Here is a 21,303-nt window from a genome sequence, read left to right on the forward strand (position 1 = left end):
AAATAGAATTAAATGAGTATTCGTTATTTAGAGCAGAATTCATTACAGGGTATATTTTGTGTCAAAAATCTATAAGTGCCTTTGCATACTGTGCTTGAGTAGATAGCTCAAACCCTGCAAAATACCGCTCTGTCGTAATCAAACTCTGGTGCCCCAAATTCGCACTAGCCAGCTTCAGCGGCGCTCCACTCTGCACTAGTATAGTCGCATACGAATGCCTAGCCACATAAGTCGTCACGGGCATTTCAAACTCCAGTGCCTCTCCTATCCTCTTCATCCATTTATTAGTCACCTTAGTAAACTGCTTCACCTTAGTCCGTATCAGCGCCGGAGAATCCCCTTTTTCCGCAATATCAAAAACGAAATCATCTCCATTGGCAGGCCCATGCCCCCATTTTGCCAAGATCCTATTTATATAAATGTTCCTGGTAGCCGTTATGGTAATAGGATTCCCTTTGGTAGTTCTTTTGGTCTTCTCCCGGATGAAGGTGATATAGGACGTGAAAATGTCCTTCTGATTCAAAATGGCAATATCCATCATATTGATACCATTGCAGAGATAACTGAAGATCCAGAAGTCTTTAGCCTTCTCCATCCCGGAGCCTGGCTCGGTTTCGTAATCAAAGATTTGTTTAATCTGCGCCTTGGTCAAGGACTTTTTGATGTTCCTGCCAGTCGGGATGATGTATTTACGCTTCCCGAAAGGATAAGCTTCTGGTTTGATAATACCGTTTTCTTTGGCAATATTCATAATGGTCCGGAGCGGGCGTAGGTATATGCCCACGGTAGTAACGGACTTACCGGCAGCCAGCATCCAGGTTTCAAAGCTATGAAGAAACTCCTTAGTTACCTGCTCAAAGTGAAGCTTACTTTTAAACCGTTTCAGAGAATTGAGCGAAGTAGTATAGGAATCCGCGGTTCCGAACTGCTCATTGGCCTTTAACTTCGCTATGTAGTCCTTGTATGCTGATTCTACATTCTCAAACTGTATCTTTTCACCAAAGAATGCTTTCTCAAACTGAAAAAAAGAAAACGGGGTAATGTCGTCACAGCATTTTTGCGCGTCCTTTTCTATGATGCCGATCTCCTGTTTTATCTTTCTGAGGGAAGCTTTAGCGTCTGCGCTGTTGATCATATCCCATTCTTCTTCGGTGGAATCATAACCGGTGGCGTAATACTTCCGAACGCCTTTATATGTAATCCGTAGTTTAAGGGGAAATCGTTTGTCATTTTTAGACCGTCGTTCATCTGGGACCACCTTCACATTAACCCTATCTTTCTTCATGATAATTTTGGCTTAAAAAATTTGATACATAATTTGATACATGTTTTCGAAAAACAAGCCGAATTGACTGAATATAAATTTAAGTATTAAATTCCTTAAAACCTGTAGGGATGGGCGTTTTGGACGTAATTAGCAACAACTGAAAGTAACTGAAAATATGCTTTTTAGAGACTCATAATCAGGGGGTCCCTGGATCATGCCCAGGTGGGACCACGCAGTAGAAAAGGCTTTCAGCGGTTTGACGCGGAAAGCCTTTTTTCATTTGGGGCATGTTTTGATACATGTTTTTGAAAACTGTTGGTTGATTTATTTGACGAGAGTTTCCTCCTCATTAATCTGGCCTTTATCCGTGTGGAGATCAACGCGCTGAAAAGTATTCTCAGCCAATCTTTTATATTGGCTGATATCACCGCTGAAGGGGTCAAAGAAAATGAGGGAGAACCAACAGTTTACTACAGTCGTCCCGGAATAGATTTTATACAAATTGAGAACGATGCGTCTATTGTATTAATCACTTTTTTATATAAATAAGGACCCTTGAATCGGTTTATTATTTTGAGGAGGAAGTGTGGGATGAAAAGTACCAATTATAATAAACGGATTGTGGGATGTATAATGATGTAGTTGCGTTGTTCCTAAATAAAAAAACAGATCTTTTGTTAAGGCAAAATCATCGAAATATTTTTTCTTTACGTCTGCAATTGCTTTTGCCTCCCGATCATGTCCTTCATACTTTTTTAGGCAGTTCCAGTATAATTGCCCTATTTCCCAATCTTCAATCATCATGGTACTTTCAACTTCTTGTTTATCATTAAACTTATAAGAAAATTTATATGGCAATTTGGGTACTGCTTTGAATGGGTCTTCTGGTTGTGTAAATAAGTTGCCCTGTTTCCTTTCCTCTTCCAGTTTGGCCAGTTTTGCTTTATCCCACTCTCTTTCAACTGGCTTAACTACAAAATCAATGATTTGAGTAGGTTTAAAAACTGCGAGGGACGTACATATTTTTTTGTTTTTTGCTTCTGCTATTAGTTCCGATAGGTTATAATAGATTTTCCCTAAGACATATTTCTTTCTTTCGTCCCAATGGTTACGTGTATCAATATGTCCTACAATACTAATTTGTGTATCGTGTGAGAATGGCCTGTAGCTCTCGGGGCGGAAGTCACTCTTATTCTTAACAATGTCAATTTCAATCCATTCGTACTTTTTATATTGTTGAGAGTACTCTTTCTTTCTAAATTGGATTGGGTAAATTCTGATGAAAGTTCCATCTTCCAGAAATCCAGCGGTACAAACTAATTCTTCATACTTTGAAGATATTGTTGGGTACGTCTTTACTGTGACTAAAACCTTTGTTAAGGGCATGCTTTAAATATGTTTTATTTCATAAATGAATCCAGGAAGCCGCCCAATGGCTTCTGCCAAATGTTTTCTATGACACTGGCAGATGTTGGCTTCAAAACAAGTCAGCGCTATTCTTTTTCCCTGTTTTATATGGTCAAAAATTTTACTCTGCGTAGGCTTAGTTTTTGTCAAATTCACTTTACAATAAGCACTAAATAGGTTGTCATAGTCTGACTGACTGTTAAGTTGTTGACGCTGGTCAGACTGAATCCCCACTTCAGGATAATGCAAATATTCAATTCCTAAGCTTGCGCAGTATTTGCGCAACATGTTTTTACTAAAACCGAATTTCATGCTTAACGGGTTATTCCTAACGTCAATTAAAATGTGGATATTATTTTTTATAAGCCTATTCAAATAGGCTTCTAGAGAAATACCTTCATAACCGATTGTAAATAATCCAGGTTCAATAAGGCTAATTGAACGACTCAGCTCAATATTTACCAATTCTTCCGGGGATAAGATACTTTTTGCTTTTACACTATTGATTGCCCAGTATGGATAGTTGATATATGTATGCTTCATTAACGCATTGCTATTCATTTCTCCATATAGTCTTTTAATATCTAGGACTATTTTTTTATCCTCTTCTTTTAGTGTCTTAAAATATTCTTGTTTGTCTTTTTTAATAAAGTGACTTTCAGTTTCACTCAAAATATTTTTACTAACCATTGCTGTTAAATCAGCAGTTAATGAAAATGAAAAACATCCAAATTTATACGGAACAAAATCGTATTCCGGTTCTTTTTGTCTTTGGCACAATAGAAACGATAATTTTTGAAGACTAATTTTATCTAATTGATCTTCAAATATTTGTAGCAGGCTCAATATTACTTTTCTTCTATAAAACATAATGCAAAGCTAAAGCTAAATGAATTATAATAGTACTTATTTAGTATCTAATATCTACATACCGCACTTAATAAATTTGTGGTGTAAACTTTCTTTTAAAATCAATCAACGCCTTCGCGTACTGTGCCTGCGGAGACAACCCAACCCGGGCAAAGTATCTTTCAGTCGAAATCAGCTCTGATGCCCCAAGCTTGCACTGGCCATACTGCTTAAAAAGAATCGTAAAATACCCGTTTCAGTCATATATTCACCGGATATTCAGTCAGCTTTACCGTTTGCTAAGTGGATGTAACCCGGGCTTCTGATAAAGATAGCTTTGGTACAATAAAATTATTGTATCATGAAAAGAACAGTTTATCTATGGTTGCTGCTTTGCCTGCCCTACCTGCTGCCCGCACAGGACAAGCCCGGCTACTTTGTCCTGAAACCGGGCGACTGGTTTGATATGCAGATCACGAAGCACAAGGATAATAATTACTATCCGGTAATGGAGCCGTTATTACAGTTTCAACGCCGGTATGTGCTGCGGTACCGGTTACAGAACCAGTTGCCTAATGGCAACCAGCAATACAGCATCACCCAGGAAAGAGTGGTGGCATATACTCCTCACAGTCAGAAATTCGGCTGGATGGGGTATGATAGTTATTATCCGCCTTATAAACAGGGGTTAGATAAAAAGCCGCCCAAAGGGATGTTCCGGCTGGAAATTACAGCCAACGGCGAAATCGTATCACTTACCACCGACAAAGATCAACCACCGTTGCCGGTGCTGATGACGAGTTATAGTCCTCAGAAGCAGGTCGGCATATCCATCCGTTCAACTTTCTCACCTATGCCGCCGGAGGAGTTGCGCCCCGCGATAGAAGCGATGCTGAAATTACGCAGCGCCAACAACGGCATACCTGGCCTCATTCCTGCCAAAACCGAATATCAATACGCCCAGTTGCTTACCGGTGCGTCCTTTCCGGTTGCAGGCAATGCATTGATAAAAGGCACGCTGGCACACGCTCACAAAAAGCAAGTGGAAATTGAACTGGGAGACAGCACTCTCAGCTTTCCTGTTAATAGCCGGGGAGAATTTTATTGTCCGTTGCTGTTAACAAAACCGGAACGCCGGTATATTGCTATGGAAAATAACGGAGGGTATGCTTTCTTAGCACCAGGCGATACGCTGATCATTGAAGCGGATGCTGATACTTCCCTGCGGCCCAGAAAGCTATCGGGCAGTGCCAAATGGAGTTCCATGCTGGCAGACGAGATGGATGACATCTTTTACGGTGACGAAGGCATGAATACCATGTACAGAAACAAAACGTTACCCGAAGTGCTGGCCGCACAGGAAAACGCAAATGCCAGATTCAAAGCTGTGCTGCAAAGCTATGAGGGAAAGGCATCTCCCGAAAGTATCGACTACTATAAAACCAACTGGCAATACCGTATTGCGGATGACTGGCTGGTTTTTCTGTACAATCATGGCTACCGGGTAGCCCCGGAAAAACGGCCATTTGAGGGCATACCGGAAATGATTACCACCGGTATTGATACAATGCCGGTGGCAATGAATTCTTATCACGACAATCATTTCTCCTTTTATCATCAATACCTCGATTGGCTCCTGATTTATCAACAATCACGCATCGGCCTCTCTGCTGGCGGCAGCTCAGAAGAATCTTCCTTTTACAGTAATTACTTTGTCCTGCTTTCTATGTTGAAAGGATACCCATTGTACTATAAATTATCAAAAGGGATCAGTGAAAGTATGAAAGCAAATAGCTTTGTAAAAAATCAGCGGCTGAAACCTTATTTCGAAGACTTTATTCGTAATTGCGACGACAGCAGCATCATTAAACCCATTATAAAGGATTGGAAGCTCATGGAACACTGGGCGCCGGGTAATACAGCGCCATACCCGATTCTGTCGCTGGCCAATGGCAAAACGTATGATTTGAAATCTCAGCATGGTAAAACTACCTGTCTCATATTTGACCATGCCAGCTACTTTCAGGATAGTGCGTTGGTTAAAATGGTTAAAAGGCATCCCGAAGTAACCTTTGTGTTCGCATGGATCAATGAGCCTGGCCTTAACCGCCAACATGATCCGGAACTCGCAACACTGCCCAACTTTAGCAGTATTGAAATAAAAAGCCAGGGAGATAAAAACTATGAAGTATACGGGATATCCGAAATGGGAAAGAAAAATGTTGTAGTACTGGATCAATGGGGAAAAATAATATCAGATCATATCTATTCCGACGACAACTTATGGGATGACCTGAATACGGCCATCGATGATGCAGCAAAAGCACCGCGCTTTTCGGCGCTGCAAAAATCCGGCGTGATGAATATTATTGGATGGAGCCTTGGCTCCATCCTCTTTACTGTGCTGGTGGGCATCTGGATTTACCGGGTGCGCATTCAGCGGATTAAGCGGGCGGAGGCCGTGAAAACCGCGATCCGGGAACTGGAAATTAAAGCCATCCGCTCGCAGATGAATCCGCATTTTATTTTTAATGCGCTGAACTCCATTCAATCGTTGATCAACACCAGCCAATATAAAGCTGCCAATACCTATCTTGTAAAATTTTCGTTGTTACTGAGAAGCGTATTGCATAATGCGGAAAAAAATATGATCACGCTGGCAGATGAACTGGCCACTATACGCCTTTACTGCGAGCTTGAACAACTGCGTTTTGATTTCTCCTTTGAAATGGATATCCCCGAAGAACTGGCTACTGACCTGGTAGATATCCCCGGCATGATTTTACAACCGCTGGTGGAAAATGCGATCCTGCACGGTATTTCTTCCAAAGGAAAAGCAGGCTTACTCCGCATTACAGCCGGGAAACAAGGCGCGGCACTACTGATTGCAGTGTACGACAATGGCCCGGGATATCATCCGGAAGCTGGCAACGGCGCGCACAAAAGTGTAGGACTAAAACTGGTACAGGAAAGACTGCAGCTTTTTAGTATCGCCGGACAAACCGCTAGTTTGCATATCAGTAACGGAAACGGCACAACGGCATTACTCACTATTCCAATTGAAAGTGTATGAAGATAAAGAGTATTCTTGTAGACGACGAGGCAAAAAGCAGGGATAACCTGCGCGTACTCCTGGGCGAATACTGCCAGGCTATTGACATCGTCGGAGAAGCTGATTCTGCGGCGAGTGCGCTCAGGCTCATCAAACAACTGGAACCAGACCTTCTTTTCCTCGATATTGAAATGCCCGGAGGTTCAGGGTTTCAGCTGCTGCAATCACTTCCTGCCAACAGGCGCTTTGAAGTTATTTTTGTAACAGCCTATGACCACTATGGTATTGCGGCAGTAAAAGCCTGCGCTATCGACTATGTGCTGAAACCTATAGATATACTGGAACTTTCCGGCGCGGTGGAAAAAGCGATTGCACAGATTCTTCCCCAGCAGGAAAACAGCCGTTTGCGGGAGCTGGTGGCCAATATGGGCAAGCCCATGGCAGAAAACCGTATTGCATTCCCGCTTGCGGATAAAATTGTTTTTGCCCTGCCGGAAGATATTGTACGCCTAGAAGCGGCAGGAAACTACACGCATGTATACATCTCCGGTCAAAAAAAACTGATCGTTTGTAAAACCCTTAAAGAATACAACGACCTGCTGGCAGATAAACATTTTATACGCACCCACCAGTCCCACCTGGTGAACAGCCACAAAATTACAGCCTGGATAAAAACAGAAGGTGGCGCCATTTCCATGGAAGATGGCAGCCAGGTACCTGTTTCCCGTCAACGCAAAGAAGAAGTATTAAAATTGCTGATGAAATAACTCCTGTTAAGTGATTTTGATCAAGTCCACCTTTAAGCCGTACTTAAGCACGGTATGATCCGTCCCTAAAGCGTTATCGCCTTCTTTATTTTCTCCGTTTCTGCGGAAGTGTCTTTTACCCGCAACGACAGGTAATAATGCCATAATACCATCGTGGCAACAGTCCGGTAAGGCTGCCATGCTGCCGATATTCCCAGTAGCTTCTCTGGAGGAGTGTCTTTAGGTAATTTCTTCACCTGCTTGAGTGCATTCACAGCCGCCAGGTCTCCGATGGGAAAAATATCCGCGCGCTGCAATACAAACATCAGGTACACATCCGCTGTCCAGTTACCGATCCCTTTCAGCGCTACCAGCGCTTTCCTTACCTCTTCGTCCGGTAGCTTTTCCATGGCTTTAGGGTTGAATGCTTTGCTTTGAATGGCCTGGGCTAAAAACCGGGCATACGACATCTTCTGCCGGCTGAAATAACAGGCTTTTAATTCTTCGTCCGTGAGTTCCAGCAGTTTGGCGGGTGTAATTTTGGTGAGTTTCTCTCTTAATTTATTGAGCGCCGCTAAGGCGGAAGCCAGCGATACCTGCTGTTCCAGGATAATGTGTATCAGGCTTTCAAATGTATTTGGTCTTGTCCACATCGGCGGATAGCCGTATGTTTTCACAATGAGGGCTAACTCCGGATCCTGGGTACATAGTTGATCACAAATGGAGTGAAAGTTTTCTGTTGAAAAGGTATGCAACACTTATTTCAGGTTTGTGGAAAGATAGTATAAACTCCCCACGTCAGCAAGTGCCTAAAACAACGTGGGACTAACACTATTTTCTAATTGAAGTAAGCGGCTTTTATTGGCGATACCACCTGCAAATCCAACTAGTTTTCCGGAAGCGCCTATCACCCGGTGACAGGGAGCAATAATAGAAATGGGATTTTTATTGGCTGCACCACCAACAGCACGTACTGCTTTCGGATCACCAATTTGTTTGGCGATCTGGCCATAGGTCCTTGTTTCACCAAAAGGAATCGTCAGTAGTGCTTTCCATATCTTCTTTTGAAATTCAGTTCCCACAAAATCCAGTGCTACGGTAAAAGAAGTTCGCTTTTTGGCAAAGTATTCATTGAGTTGTTCTTCTGCCTGGCAAAGGATAGGATGATGTATATCGTTTGCACCGGCGCTTATTGGTACGCGGTCTGCAACTTCATTTTCCCACAGCACTGCGGCCAAACCTTTGTCACTCGCTATCAGCGTAAGCTGCCCTACGGGAGAAGTCATTATTTTATGATAGTATGTCATCTTTTTATTTTTTTATGATGATACAAATTTACCATCCACGCACATCTGAAAGAACCCGTTTCTTGCCCTTAATCCTATTAAATGGCCATTTGAGGAACATAGCCTGCCCTGAAGGCATTCACCACAGAGGCCGGCGTTAAAACAGGTAATTTACCGCTTCCCGGCAAAGGGATGCCTTTTGCATAACCACCGGGCGACCATAAATATAGCAGCCCTTTATTAAGAAGATAAGGCTCCTCCCCGATGCGCACAAATGTGCCGTCGGGCAGGTTTTCCGGACGTTCCCTGAATGTAATTTTTGAATTATGCTCATCTATCCTTTCTGCATGGAGGATGTTATCTATCTCTTTAATAAGTGTTTTTTCGTTAAACCCTTTATCCGGATTACCTTTCAACCAAAGGGATTTAAATTGATGCGCTTCTGCTTTGCGGCATTCAAAACAAGGCCGGTGGCCGGCAGCAAAGGAAGTTGCTTCATCCATAAAAAAGAGTTCTGTATACCGGTTAGGAGCCATTACGGGTCTTCTCCTGTTTTTAAATGCCAGCACACAGGTAATCCAGGTCTTGATCTTATAAGGCCTAACAATTTCTTTGTTGTCGTTATGTAAAACACCCCGGTTGCCCATAAATAGCCCCCTCGCTTCTGTCCGGATAATATTACCGGATGGATCAACTCTGTTCTGTAACATGCCGATGCACTTTAAATTATGCTGACCACAAGTTACATATATCCGGAAAGAATATTGATGAAATACTAATTTATTTAGTATTATTGCTAAATAAATTAGTCGTGAGTATTTAAACCAGCTGTCAACTATGCCCGCAGATAAAGCAGCTATTATTGCCGGCTTGCAAAGGGATATTCTCCTTTTGCAGGGCTTTAAACAAGCCAGTAATACGAGTGTGGATATGGGACTTGGGCGGGTTACAGCTGCTTTTCCGAATGCAACATTTCCAACCGGAGCAATACATGAGTTTATGAGTGCCGCAGCAGAACATACTGCTGCCGCCACCGGGTTTATCGGAGGCTTATTGAATGCGTTAATGCAGGGCGGCGGCGCCTGTATATGGATCAGCACCTGCCGCACGCTTTTTCCTCCTGCCCTGAAAACCTTTGGTATCGAGCCTGAACGGATCATTTTTGTAGACCTGAAACGGGAGAAAGATGTACTCTGGGCAATGGAAGAAGCATTGAAGTGTGAAGGACTCGCCGCAGTTATCGGGGAAGTAAGAGATATCGGTTTTACCGCCTCCCGCCGCCTGCAACTCGCTGTAGAACAAAGCAGGGTAACAGGGTTTATTATTCGCCGGGAATCCACTGCTGTTAATACCACTGCCTGTGTTTCCCGCTGGCGCATTACACCATTAGCCAGCGAACCGGAAGATGGGTTGCCTGGTGTTGGCTATCCCCGCTGGAATGTTGAACTGCTGAAGATCCGGAATGGTAAGCCTGGCACCTGGCAAATAGAATGGTCTGCCGGCAGGTTCAGGTTGATGGATGAGCAATTGTCTTCCGCGCCGCCGGAACTGATTCGTAAAATCGGGTAGTATGGCCAGGCGTTTTGTTTCCATATGGTTTCCTCATCTGATGACCGACTGGTTAATCCGTTGCCGCCCGGCGTTGCAACAGGAAGCGTTTGTGATGGCTACTCCCGATCATGGCCGGATGATTGTAACAGCAGCCAGCAGAGCCGCGCAGTTGCAAGGCATCACAAAGGGAATGGCCGTGGCCGATGCACGCGCGCTCATCGGCGCACTGCAGGTAATTGATGATAAGCCCGGGCAGTTGAACCGCATATTAAACGCACTCGGGGAATGGGCTATCCGCTTTACACCTGTAACCGCAACAGATCCCCCCGATGGCCTGCTGCTGGAAGTTACCGGCTGTGCACACCTTTGGGGCAGCGAAGAATTATATCTGAAAGATATAGTGACCAAACTTACGCATATTGGATACCAGGTGCGTGCAGGCATGGCCGATACGATTGGCGCAGCATGGGCCATACCGCGGTTCAGTCAAACATTGGCTGTGATTCCCAACGGTGAGCAGTCTGCTGCATTAATGGATATGCCTCCGGCTGCATTACGACTGGAACCCGCTATCTGCGAAAGGTTAATGAAATTAGGCCTGCGCGAGGCAGGAAGCTTTATAGGGATGCCCAGAACAGTGCTCCGCAGGCGCTTTGGCCAGGAGCTGCTACTCCGGCTTGATCAGTTCACCGGACAGGAAGATGAAGTAATTCAACCCCTGCTGCCGGTTGAACCCTACCAGGAACGGCTGCCATGCCTGGAGCCTATTGTAACGGGTACCGGTATTGAAATTGCGCTCAGGCGATTGCTGGAAGCCCTTTGCCACCGCCTTTCCCAAGAAGAAAAAGGACTCCGGAACGCTGTGCTGAAATGCTATAAGGTAGATGGAGCGGTAGAGCAACTGGAGATCGGCACCGGGCATCCATCACATAATGTCAACCACCTGTTCAAATTGTTTGAGTCGAAAATACCAACGATCAAACCGGATCTGGGGATTGAATTATTTGTACTGGAAGCACCTAAAGTGGAAGAGGTGCGCCCCTTGCAGGAAACATTCTGGAATGCAGCAGGGGGACTGGAAGATGTGAGTATCGCGGAGTTGATCGACCGGCTGGAAGGTAGGACTGGCAAAGGAACTGTTCGCCGCTATCTGCCTGCTGAACATCACTGGCCGGAGTGGTCCGTTAAACCTGTTGCCAGTCTTATTGAAAAAACAGCTACTTCATGGAAAACAGACAGGCCCCGTCCCATTCAACTGCTTTCCAAACCTGAACCTATAGAGGTAGCGGCGCCCATACCCGATTATCCACCAATGCATTTCCGTTATAAAGGGAAAGTGCATAAAGTAAAGAAAGCGGATGGCCCTGAACGGATTGAAAGTGAATGGTGGCTGCAACAAGGACAGCACCGGGATTATTATGTAGTGGAAGATGATGTTGGCAGCCGCTACTGGTTGTTCAGGCTGGGGCATTATACCGGTGATAAACCCCACGCCTGGTTTATTCATGGTTTTTTTGCGTGAGAAAAAGAGGAGATATGAGCTACACAGAATTACAGGTCACTACCAACTTTAGCTTTTTAAGAGGCGCGTCACACCCGGGGGAACTGGTAGAACAGGCTGCAGCCCTGGGTTATAAAGAAATAGCGATTACAGACCGAAATAGTCTCGCCGGTATTGTCCGCGGACATGCAGCTGCAAAAACCAGCGGTATACGCATCATACCCGCCTGCCGGATCGATCTGCTGGACGGACCTTCCTTACTTGCTTATCCCACTGATACACAGGCATACGGACGCCTTTCTGCATTGCTCACCAAAGGCAATCTGAGAGCAGAAAAAGGACAATGTCACTTATACAAAACAGATGTATTTGAACATGCCACCGGTATGAAATTTATTGCATTATCACCCGCATCCCTGAATTCAAGATTTGAATTTGATGCCACCTTCAGCCTAGCCATGAAGGAGTACCGGGAGGCGCTGGGAGCAAACCTCTATCTTGCTGCCACCCGCTCTTATCAGGGAGATGATTTTAAAAAGTTACACCGTCTTTCACAGTTATCTTCTCAATATAATATTCCTTTAGTGGCTACCGGCGATGTACATTATCATATCCCCGAACGCCGGCAGCTGCAGGATATCGTAACCTGTATCAGGGAGAAATGTACTATTTATACCGCGGGTTATCGTTTACATGAAAACGCCGAAAGATACTTAAAGCCACAACAGGAAATGTTACGCCTCTTCCGGCAATATCCTGATGCGATCCTGCGTACAAAAGAGATTGCAGAAAGCTGCTGTTTTTCTCTTGATACACTTAAATATGTATACCCCGAAGAAATTACCAGCAACGGCCGCACACCCCTGGAAGAACTTACGCATTTAGCATGGGAAGGCGCCAGGGAGTACTTCGGAGATGATATCCCTGAAAAAATTACTACTGCGATTCACTATGAACTCTCTTTTATAAAAGAGATGAATTACGCATCTTATTTCCTCACCGTATATGACATCGTCCGTTTTGCGAGGCAGCAGGGAATCCTTTGCCAGGGCCGCGGCTCAGCAGCAAATTCCACGGTTTGTTATTGCCTGGGCATCACTGCTGTAGATCCTACAAAAATCGACCTGCTGTTTGAACGGTTTATTTCCTCCGCCCGTAACGAGCCCCCTGATATTGATGTGGATTTTGAACATGAACGCAGGGAAGAAGTGATTCAATACATTTATGAAAAGTATGGTCGCCACCGCGCGGCGATTGTAGCCACTGTTACCCAACAAAGACAAAAGGGGGCTATCCGCGATGTAGGAAAAGCAATGGGCTTATCTGTTGATACTATCAATCGTCTTTCTGCTTCCGTATGGGATTTTACCGCCGAATGGCTGGAAGGGGAAGGGCTTGCAGAACAGGGATTTGATCCCCGTGATGCGCATCTGCGGAAGATGCTGGAACTCACGCAGCAGTTCATCGGTTTTCCTCGTCAGTTGGGGCAGCATACCGGCGGCTTTGTTATCACACAGGGCGCCCTCTCCGATCTGTGTCCTATTCTGAATGCACGCATGGAAAACAGAACCTGTATTGAATGGAATAAAGATGATATCGATGTTCTTGGATTTCTTAAGATAGATGTGCTCGCCCTCGGCATGCTTACCTGTATCCGCAAAGCCTTCGACCTGGCAAAAACACATCACAATCGTCCTCTTACCCTGGCAAGTGTTCCGCAGGATGATGCGAAGGTATATGAAATGATAGGCCATGCCGATACGATCGGCGTATTCCAGATCGAAAGCCGTGCGCAACAATCCATGCTGCCACGGCTAAAGCCCACCTGCTTTTATGACCTCGTTATTGAAGTCGCTATCGTAAGGCCTGGACCCATCCAGGGCGATATGGTGCATCCTTATCTGCGCCGTCGTAATAAAGAAGAAGACGTTACATATCCCTCGGCGGAACTGGAAGACATCCTGGGTAAAACGTTAGGTGTTCCGCTGTTCCAGGAACAGGCGATGAGAATTGCCATGGTGGCCGCCGGCTTCACGGCATCGGAAGCAGATGAACTCCGGAGAAGTATGGCCACATTCAAGGCAGCCGGACAGGTAAGCCGGTTCCGGGAAAAACTGGTAAAGGGCATGGTAAAAAATGGATACGACGCCGAATTCGCCCTGCGTGTTTTTAAGCAGCTGGAAGGGTTTGGAAGTTATGGGTTTCCCGAAAGTCATGCCGCCAGCTTCGCCTTGCTGGTGTACGTTTCCAGCTGGCTCAAATGTCATTACCCGGATGTTTTTGCCTGCGCTTTATTAAACAGTTTGCCCATGGGCTTTTATCAGCCGGCACAAATTGTTATTGATGCCCGTAAACATGGTGTGGAAGTAAGACCGGCAGATGTAAATCTTTCTCTCTGGGATAATATACTGGAAGAAAAAACAGGTAAATTATGCGCACTGCGCCTCGGCTTTCGCCAGATAAAAGGCATTGGCCAGGAAGATGTACAGTCATTAATTGACTGCCGGGATACAGGCTATATCACCATCCATGCACTGCGGGATGCAGGTGTTACACTGATCACGCTGGAGAAACTGGCAGATGCAGATGCCTTCCGGTCGATGGGACTTGACCGCCGTCAGGCGCTCTGGGAGGTCTCCGCACTTCACGACCGACCCGTTGGTATTTTCACAGGCCAGCCATCTGAAAGCGCTGCAGAAACCCAGGTACAGCTCCCTGAAATGACAGTATCAGAACATGTAGTGCACGATTACAGCGCCACCACTTTATCTTTAAAAGCACATCCTGTATGCTTTGTCCGGGAAAAATTACAGCTGCTGCATATCCTCTCCGCAAAAGAACTGGATGGCGTAAAAAATGGCGCAGCAGTGAAGGTAGCGGGTCTTGTACTGGTACGCCAAAGACCAGGCACCGCTAAAGGTGTTTGCTTTATCACTATTGAAGATGAAACAGGTTGCAGTAACCTGGTGGTCTTTCAACAACTGTTTGATAAGTATCGTAAAGAAATCCTGCAGGCCAGGTTGCTGATGGTGGAGGGGACCCTGCAACGCGAAGGTGAGGTGGTTCACATTATTGTATCTTGTTGTTACGACTTATCCAAATTCTTACGTCAGCTACTTCCTTCAAAAACAACAACTCCGCTAATGCAACCACCGTCAAAAACGGATGAAATATCCGCGACGTTATTTTCCGAAGCCAGGAATTTTAAATAGATGCTTATATCCCTTCCACACCCAGTCTGTGCCGGAATATTCCGCGCGGGTCCCACTTTCCTTTTACACGCTGCAGCCGCTCATAATTATCCTGGTAGTAAAACACGTGCCACGGCACACCTGATTTATTAAATTGTTCATCCGCCATATCAGCATCCGGATGCGCAATCAAACATCCGCCTGTTTGCTCTCCGGGTACAGGTGCTCCGCCTGTTGCTGCAAACAGCTCCTTGTAGATATTACGCGTCCATGCAACAGACTTTTCTTCGTCTGCCGCATCTAACCAGCCGGATGTACAGGCAGTGGCTAAAATCGAGTCCCGCTGTGGGAATGCGGTAGCATCCGCCGCTACAGCATTCATCTTGCCACCAAAAAAAGCGACGCCAACAGATCCCCCCGGCACATCATTATGCTCCGTCAGATGCCGGTATATGGTTCCGATTTGTGCGGCTGTATAGGGCGCACGTAACAAGGCATCTTTTACTTTGAAAGCAACCCGCATGTCTATGAAAATATCCGGAAAAGGCTGTAATGCAAATTCCACCCAACGCATCGGCTTTCGTATGGCTCTTCCTGTTATACCCATGCCTGCAGAAACAGCGGCTGCAAATTCTTCTGCTATTTCTTCCGGACAATCGGATAACACAGCCTTCAACATAATTTTACCAGTCGCCTTATTGGAGAGGTAAAGCGTGGCAAACAGCCTGCCGGCTTCCGTGTCCGTACTGCTGTGCATCTTACCCCATTCTCCGAAATTGTCCAGCAATTGTTTAAATACCCGCTCATCTATCTGATCCCAATCCCATTCCATCTCCATTGTTTCCAGTACTTCCGGCGACTTGGGTAGTAACAGGGAAGGATCACGCGCTGTTACACCGGGTGCCCGGAACCAATAACGGGTAACAATCCCGAAATTGCCGGTACCACCTCCTGTATGCGCCCACCAGAGTTCACGGTTGCTATCTGTTTCTTCCCTTGTAGCAATCACCTTTTCCACCTGCCGCTCATTATTTACCCAAAGCACTTCTACTGCATACAGGTAATCGGCTCCCAGCCCATGATGGCGATGCAGAAAACCAAAAGCCCCTCCGGATATATGCCCTCCTATCCCGATGGCGGGATGCTGTCCGGCCGGGAGTAAAACACCCCACTCGCGGTCCAGTGTTTCAAACACCTCTCCCAATGTTGCACCCGCCATCACTTCAATCGCGTTCATTCCTTCATCATAGCGGATTCCCTTTATGGCGGAAATATCAATCACTATTTCTACAGCAGGATCACCCACAAAATTTTCAAGACAATGACCGCCACCGCGTACCACTACCCGTTTGCTATTGTCCACTGCATATTGCAGCGCGTCTTTCAGTTCATCGACAGTAGTTACAGGAATGATCCCCGAAGGATGCCCCTTCCATCTCAGGTTCGCACCACGATCGTTCCACTGATCATATGCTGCATCTGCCGGAGTGATAATACTAAAGTTCATATTGACGGCTTTAAGGTGAAAGTGAAGGTAAGGGCGCAGGACATCCCAAATATAATAGTAAAAAGCGGTAGCAAACAAGCGCTATTTTTTATTTACCGGCATCATTTTATATACCTGCACCAAAGCGGAACTATCGGTGCTGAGCGTATCTATTTTGCTGCCATTCCAGGTTAAATGATAGTAGTCATACGATGCTACGGCAACGGTATCTTCAGGAACCCCATACTGACTGGAGTTAAAATTTTCCAGGATCGCCTGCCAGCTACTGTCCGGGGAATGATACAGCCAGGACTTTTTTATCAGCACATCACCGGCGTCGCCAAATTCTTCTGCCAGCTCAGTTTCAAAAGTGATGGTTTTGGTTTTCTTATGATAAGCAAACAGTTTAACGGAAGAAGATTCGTATTCAGAAGGGGACCAGGTAACCAGTCCAATTGTATTGGCATCCAGGTTGAATTTATAGCAGGCGTAAAAAAGATAATCTTCATTATACCTGCGATCGCTCAGTAACGGCTGTAACTGGCTGTCGATGGCAGTACCCTTAAAATGCCAGGTGTCAGGATCACCAAAAGCGCCGGGTAAAATTTCCAGGGTGTCCTGTTCAAATGCTTTGTAAAGATGGATTAGAGAGTCTATATCAGAAGGGATGGTATCATCTGCAATCGTAACCGTTGTACTATGCTGACGGGCGCTATATATACAGGCTGAAAAGAACAGCAACAGCAGAAAAGGCAAGTATTTCATGCCCAAATATAAAGAAGACCCCCCGGAAAATCCAGGAGGCCGTTCTTATTATTACAAATCCACGTTAATTAGCTGATTACCATTATCAAAGATTGCCTGCTGTACAGTGCAACGCTCTGCGGGAATCGAGGATCCTTGCGGATCAAAGCGTGATATAGGTGAAAGGAAAGAATAACCAGTTGACACTAACGATAGCGGACTACCATTAACGGTTATACTTTTTTGGTCCCCAAATCCGTGGAGTAATAATTTAATGTAGTGAAATTTCGAGGCATAACTACCACTTACTTTTTCCAGGATAATTTTTTTATCCGCGGGATGATAAGCGATAGTCCGTTGATAATACACTCCTTTCTCGTTATCAAAAGTTTCTCCATCATCTTCATAATAAACAAAGGTATTTTGTTTATCACCTTTGTAGATGTGCAGGAAAAGCGTATCTGAAGGCTTTTCGGATGTATTTTGTATCAACGATTGCATCGGGATGATACTGCTTTCTTTTACATATACCGGCAGGGATTTTATATTCAGCGAGGTAATAACTTCCTGCTTCCCGGCAGTGATGGTGTCGTTATAAAGGTTATACCATTTTCCCTCCGGGAAATAGATGGAGCCGAATTCTTTTGTGCTTTCAAAAGGCGCTATCATAAAGGCATTTCCATAACCATACTGGTTCTGGAAACGGGTGTCGTAAACATTGGCGTCAAAGGTATTGGTGAGCGCCAGCGTACGCATAACAGGCATGCCGGTACGTGTTGCTTCAAACATGGAACTGTAGAGGTAAGGAAGCAAGCGGTAACGCAGGTTTACATAATTGCGGGAAATTTCCAGCACCTCTTCGCCATATGCCCATGGTTCGGACGACTTGGTATTTACCCCTGTGTGGTTACGGTAATAAGGAATGAAGGCGCCGATCTGCATCCAGCGGGCATACAGGCTCACGGTAGCGTTGCCGGTAAAACCGCCTATGTCCATACCTGAGAAAGGCATGCCGCTAACACCCAAACTGTTCATCAGGCGAACTCCCAGCAGCATATGATCTTCTTCCGCGCGGTTGTCGCCGGTCCAGATAGCACTGTAGCGCTGTGAGCCTGCGTAAGCGGCTCTGGTTAACAGGAACGGACGTTTCTTTAATTCCTCCCTGGAGCCTTCATAGCTGGCGCGAACCATTTCAAGACCATATATATTGTGCGCCTGCTGGTGGGTTACCGGGTGCCCTTCGTAATCAAAGATCACGTTGTTAGGCATCTTTTGGCCCCAGGTGGCAATTTCATTCATGTCGTTCCATATACCGCGCACACCCTCACGCATATACGATTTTATCTGCTCTTTCCACCAGTCGCGGCCCTTTCCACTGGTAAAGTCCGGGAAGTGGCACCAGCCGGGCCATACCTGCCCCGTATAATTTTGTCCATCGCTGTATTTGATAAAGATGTTTTCTTTTTTTCCGCTCTCATAAGCAGCATAACCTTCTTCTACTTTTATGCCCGGATCTACAATTACGGTAAGTTTAAATCCCATATCATTCAACTGCTTACTGAGCTGTTGGGGATTGGGGAAACGGTCTTTATTCCAGGTAAACAGTTTGTAGGCGTCCATGTAATGGATGTCGAGGGTAATACCATCTGACGGGATTTTTTTCTCCCGCAGGGTTTGCGCAATCCGCAATACTTCGGTATCGGGGTAGTAACTGTAGCGGTTCTGCTGGTATCCGAGACTCCACAGCGGCGGCATGGGCATGCGGCCGGTAAGATTGGTATAAGACGTAATGATATCCGCCATTTGTGGGTGATAGATGAAATAGTAATTCATCTCTCCTCCCCTTGCGCCAAAAGAAGAAAAGCGGTTATTGCTGGCGCCGAAGTTAAAATCGCTCTGGAAGGTATTGTCAAAGAAAATACCGTAGTTGAGATGATGATGTATACCCACGTAAAAAGGGATGGTGGCGTATATGGGATCCTGGTTGGCAGCATAGCCAAACTTATCGGAGTTCCAGTTCGTATAGCCTTCCCCTTTACGGTCGAGATTACCGGTTTTTTCACCCAGACCAATAAACCGTTCCCCTTCCTGCATTTTCTTGTAGGTAGTTACTTCATCACCTATCCAGGAAGTAGTTAATCCTTCTTCATCCTCATTAATCACTTCTCCCGAAGGGGTAAGAAAGCGGATGGCAAACGGATTTTTGGAAATACGCAGTTGCAGGGAATCCGTGGTTACATTGATTTCACTGTTGTTTTGTGTAGTCTGTAACCGGGTGGTAGCTGGTTTGGCAATTACCGCATAAGAAAAATCTGCTGCAAGCGGATGCTGATCCATTCTTACACGGATCACGGAAGGACTGTACACGGTGATTTCCGCGAACGCATTTTCTGCACTGATTTTTATCTGTTGCCCTGAGATGCTGACCGTATTTATTTTACCGATCTTTTTTACCTGGTTTTGTGCCTGGGCCGACAGGCAGGAAAGCAGTAAAATCCATCCTGAGCGCCTTAGCAGAGCTTTTGTATACATAAGAATAATTGAATTGCTACGCAAAAAACTCCCCTGTCGCATTAGCTGTGTAATGCGTAGCAGGTATAAAATATATTTTGGGAGAAGGATTTGCTGCGGTGGCAGGGCCGGATAGCCCTGCCCGCAACAAAAGAATAATTATCAGTAGCCCGGGTTTTGTACCAGGTTTGGATTTACAGCAAGATCACTGGTTGGAATCGGGAACAGCAGGTATTTTGGATCACTTACAGTTTTCAGCTGCCATGCATCCAGGTATTTACCAAAGCGGATCAGATCCATTCTTCTCCAGCCTTCCCAATATAATTCGCGGCCTCTTTCAGCAAGCATTTTAGTGAGATCAATGCTGGTGAACTGCGTAGCGCCGCGTTTCGAACGCAGGTCATTTACAATCAGGAGCGCTGCCGCTGTATTGCCGGTTCTGATCAGCGCCTCAGCTTTCATCAGCACCACATCTGCATAACGGAAAAATACAAAGTCGTTGGTGGCATTGCTACCGCTGGAACCCATGTCAGGAGGATATTTCACTACCCTGATACCAGACATTTCCACTTGTGTGCCGGTGGCTCTCAATTCCACTTCGCGGGTGAAGATAAGCGGGCGGTTGCTTCTGTCCAGGATCTTCTTACCGGTCTGATCATATTGCTGCCCCAAAAGGAAACCCACTTTCAAACCGGAAACATTTGTAACGCCTGGGTAGTCACCGCCTCTGCGGGTATCCGTTGCTTCGAATGAATCGTAGAAATCAGATAAAGTGGTAAACCCGTTCCATCCGCTGGGGTTCTGGCTGTAGTGCAGGGTACACATCCAACGGCAGTAAACGTTATTGCCGCTACGGTTATTACTAACCCCGGGGCCATTCAGTTGGGTAAAGATATTTTCGGTGGATTTTGCATCGTTATCCCTTGCGAAAGTGTCGAAATATTTCGCCTGGAGGGTATAACCACTGGTGGTTATCTGATCGGCCAGGGCAATCACCTTTTGCATATCTGCCGCATCGAAGGTGGGTGCTTTTCTGTTGAGGAAAGCGCCTTTATTCAGATATATCTTCATCAGCAGGAAGCGGGCCGCATCCTGGCTGGCTACATAAGCATCCTTGGCTGTAACCCTGTCTGGCAGGTTGGGCAGGATGGCATTCAGTTCAGAGACAATGAAGTCCAATCCTTCGGCAGCCTTGAAAACTTTTGGCGCCTTCAGCAGGTTTTCGCCCGGCTCACGGTAGGGTACCTGACCGTACAGGTCAATCACCGCAAACATTGAGAAGGCGCGCAGAAAACGTGCTTCTGCTTCCTGTCTTGGTGAAGGATGGAAATTCAATACATTGGTAGCGCTGAACTGTTCCAGCAACAGGGCGCTGAAGGTATTCTGAATATGTGAGTGATCCGGTGTCCACTGGTGTTGGTGAAGGGCGCGCCATACACCGTTATCATCCCAGTCGCCGCCACGTGTGGGTCCGAGCGCTTCATCGGTACTGATTTCAGACATGCCCCATGTCTGCGAAAAATCCTGGTAGGCATTCTGCAGGTTATCGTAAGCAGATCCCAGCAGCTGGGATGCTTTGATCAGTGAATCGGCCTGCTGCTGATTCAGGTTGCTCCCCAGGTCTTCATTTAAACTACAAGCCGTGAAACCAATGGCACTGGCTATTACTATGGCTGTTTTAATTATATGTTGAGTCGTCATTGTGGTCTTTT

The 21,303-nt window shown here is 45.7% G+C and carries 15 protein-coding genes; 5 read left to right on the top strand and 10 right to left on the bottom strand.

Annotation, left to right across the window (positions count from 1 at the left end):
• Positions 1-61: 61 nt before the first annotated feature.
• The 3 genes from AB6805_RS08355 to AB6805_RS08365 form a co-directional block, all read right to left on the bottom strand.
• On the bottom strand, positions 62-1,285 hold the full coding sequence (locus AB6805_RS08355) for a phage integrase SAM-like domain-containing protein (RefSeq protein WP_370908977.1): 1,224 nt from the start codon (positions 1,283-1,285) through the stop codon (positions 62-64).
• Between the two features lie 519 nt (positions 1,286-1,804).
• Entirely contained in the window at positions 1,805-2,653 is an 849-nt protein-coding gene (locus AB6805_RS08360; protein ID WP_370908978.1) for a hypothetical protein, read from the bottom strand.
• 3 nt (positions 2,654-2,656) lie between these two features.
• Complete coding sequence (locus AB6805_RS08365) at positions 2,657-3,544, bottom strand: DUF488 family protein (RefSeq protein ID WP_370908979.1); 888 nt, start codon at positions 3,542-3,544, stop codon at positions 2,657-2,659.
• 340 nt (positions 3,545-3,884) lie between these two features.
• Between AB6805_RS08365 and AB6805_RS08370 the strand changes: the two genes are divergently transcribed.
• Both AB6805_RS08370 and AB6805_RS08375 read left to right on the top strand, forming a co-directional pair.
• Positions 3,885-6,596, top strand: coding sequence for a sensor histidine kinase (locus tag AB6805_RS08370; RefSeq protein WP_370908980.1), 2,712 nt, complete (start codon positions 3,885-3,887; stop codon positions 6,594-6,596).
• A complete protein-coding gene (locus tag AB6805_RS08375) occupies positions 6,593-7,342 on the top strand; it encodes a LytR/AlgR family response regulator transcription factor (RefSeq protein ID WP_370908981.1) in 750 nt (249 codons plus the stop codon). Before AB6805_RS08370 ends, AB6805_RS08375 begins: the two co-directional genes overlap by 4 nt.
• Before the next feature lie 65 nt (positions 7,343-7,407).
• On the opposite strand, the gene AB6805_RS08380 is transcribed toward AB6805_RS08375, so the two are convergent.
• The 3 genes from AB6805_RS08380 to AB6805_RS08390 form a co-directional block, all read right to left on the bottom strand.
• Complete coding sequence (locus tag AB6805_RS08380; protein WP_370908982.1) at positions 7,408-7,974, bottom strand: DNA-3-methyladenine glycosylase; 567 nt, start codon at positions 7,972-7,974, stop codon at positions 7,408-7,410.
• Positions 7,975-8,130: 156 nt separating this feature from the next.
• On the bottom strand, positions 8,131-8,628 hold the full coding sequence (locus tag AB6805_RS08385; RefSeq protein WP_370908983.1) for a methylated-DNA--[protein]-cysteine S-methyltransferase: 498 nt from the start codon (positions 8,626-8,628) through the stop codon (positions 8,131-8,133).
• Positions 8,629-8,705: 77 nt separating this feature from the next.
• The gene (locus AB6805_RS08390) at positions 8,706-9,317 is read right to left on the bottom strand and encodes a hypothetical protein (RefSeq protein WP_370908984.1); all 612 of its coding nucleotides are present in this window, start codon (positions 9,315-9,317) and stop codon (positions 8,706-8,708) included.
• Positions 9,318-9,444: 127 nt separating this feature from the next.
• Here AB6805_RS08390 and AB6805_RS08395 point away from each other — a divergent pair, with 127 nt between their 5' ends.
• From AB6805_RS08395 to AB6805_RS08405, 3 genes are read left to right on the top strand one after another with little or no spacing between them, the layout of a single operon-like run.
• Positions 9,445-10,176, top strand: coding sequence for an ImuA family protein (locus AB6805_RS08395; RefSeq protein ID WP_370908985.1), 732 nt, complete (start codon positions 9,445-9,447; stop codon positions 10,174-10,176).
• 1 nt (position 10,177) lies between these two features.
• Positions 10,178-11,680 (top strand): DNA polymerase Y family protein, encoded by a 1,503-nt coding sequence (locus tag AB6805_RS08400; RefSeq protein ID WP_370908986.1) that lies wholly within the window; start codon positions 10,178-10,180, stop codon positions 11,678-11,680.
• A 14-nt stretch (positions 11,681-11,694) separates the two neighbouring features.
• On the top strand, positions 11,695-14,871 hold the full coding sequence (locus AB6805_RS08405; RefSeq protein WP_370908987.1) for an error-prone DNA polymerase: 3,177 nt from the start codon (positions 11,695-11,697) through the stop codon (positions 14,869-14,871).
• A gap of 4 nt (positions 14,872-14,875) precedes the next feature.
• Here the strand turns inward: AB6805_RS08405 and AB6805_RS08410 are convergent, their stop codons facing one another.
• The 4 genes from AB6805_RS08410 to AB6805_RS08425 form a co-directional block, all read right to left on the bottom strand.
• Entirely contained in the window at positions 14,876-16,357 is a 1,482-nt protein-coding gene (locus tag AB6805_RS08410; protein WP_370908988.1) for an FAD-binding oxidoreductase, read from the bottom strand.
• Between the two features lie 81 nt (positions 16,358-16,438).
• Positions 16,439-17,101: a hypothetical protein gene (locus tag AB6805_RS08415; protein ID WP_370908989.1), complete on the bottom strand. Its 663-nt coding sequence runs from the start codon at positions 17,099-17,101 to the stop codon at positions 16,439-16,441.
• A 51-nt stretch (positions 17,102-17,152) separates the two neighbouring features.
• Positions 17,153-19,612, bottom strand: a complete 2,460-nt coding sequence (locus tag AB6805_RS08420; protein ID WP_370908990.1) for a TIM-barrel domain-containing protein — start codon at positions 19,610-19,612, stop codon at positions 17,153-17,155.
• 141 nt (positions 19,613-19,753) lie between these two features.
• Positions 19,754-21,292: a RagB/SusD family nutrient uptake outer membrane protein gene (locus tag AB6805_RS08425; RefSeq protein WP_370908991.1), complete on the bottom strand. Its 1,539-nt coding sequence runs from the start codon at positions 21,290-21,292 to the stop codon at positions 19,754-19,756.
• Positions 21,293-21,303: the final 11 nt, after the last annotated feature.

Origin of the sequence: Chitinophaga sp. RCC_12, assembly GCF_041360695.1 — a bacterium.
Classification (GTDB): Bacteria; Bacteroidota; Bacteroidia; order Chitinophagales; family Chitinophagaceae; genus Chitinophaga.

Coding starts and splice junctions, on each gene's coding strand:
- AB6805_RS08400 (WP_370908986.1), top strand. CDS start 10,178: ATGGCCAGGCGTTTTGTTTCCATATGGTTTCCTCATCTGATGACCGAC.
- AB6805_RS08405 (WP_370908987.1), top strand. CDS start 11,695: ATGAGCTACACAGAATTACAGGTCACTACCAACTTTAGCTTTTTAAGA.
- AB6805_RS08390 (WP_370908984.1), bottom strand. CDS start 9,317: ATGTTACAGAACAGAGTTGATCCATCCGGTAATATTATCCGGACAGAA.
- AB6805_RS08410 (WP_370908988.1), bottom strand. CDS start 16,357: ATGAACTTTAGTATTATCACTCCGGCAGATGCAGCATATGATCAGTGG.
- AB6805_RS08355 (WP_370908977.1), bottom strand. CDS start 1,285: ATGAAGAAAGATAGGGTTAATGTGAAGGTGGTCCCAGATGAACGACGG.
- AB6805_RS08420 (WP_370908990.1), bottom strand. CDS start 19,612: ATGTATACAAAAGCTCTGCTAAGGCGCTCAGGATGGATTTTACTGCTT.
- AB6805_RS08360 (WP_370908978.1), bottom strand. CDS start 2,653: ATGCCCTTAACAAAGGTTTTAGTCACAGTAAAGACGTACCCAACAATA.
- AB6805_RS08370 (WP_370908980.1), top strand. CDS start 3,885: ATGAAAAGAACAGTTTATCTATGGTTGCTGCTTTGCCTGCCCTACCTG.
- AB6805_RS08395 (WP_370908985.1), top strand. CDS start 9,445: ATGCCCGCAGATAAAGCAGCTATTATTGCCGGCTTGCAAAGGGATATT.
- AB6805_RS08415 (WP_370908989.1), bottom strand. CDS start 17,101: ATGAAATACTTGCCTTTTCTGCTGTTGCTGTTCTTTTCAGCCTGTATA.
- AB6805_RS08375 (WP_370908981.1), top strand. CDS start 6,593: ATGAAGATAAAGAGTATTCTTGTAGACGACGAGGCAAAAAGCAGGGAT.
- AB6805_RS08365 (WP_370908979.1), bottom strand. CDS start 3,544: ATGTTTTATAGAAGAAAAGTAATATTGAGCCTGCTACAAATATTTGAA.
- AB6805_RS08385 (WP_370908983.1), bottom strand. CDS start 8,628: ATGACATACTATCATAAAATAATGACTTCTCCCGTAGGGCAGCTTACG.
- AB6805_RS08380 (WP_370908982.1), bottom strand. CDS start 7,974: ATGTGGACAAGACCAAATACATTTGAAAGCCTGATACACATTATCCTG.
- AB6805_RS08425 (WP_370908991.1), bottom strand. CDS start 21,292: ATGACGACTCAACATATAATTAAAACAGCCATAGTAATAGCCAGTGCC.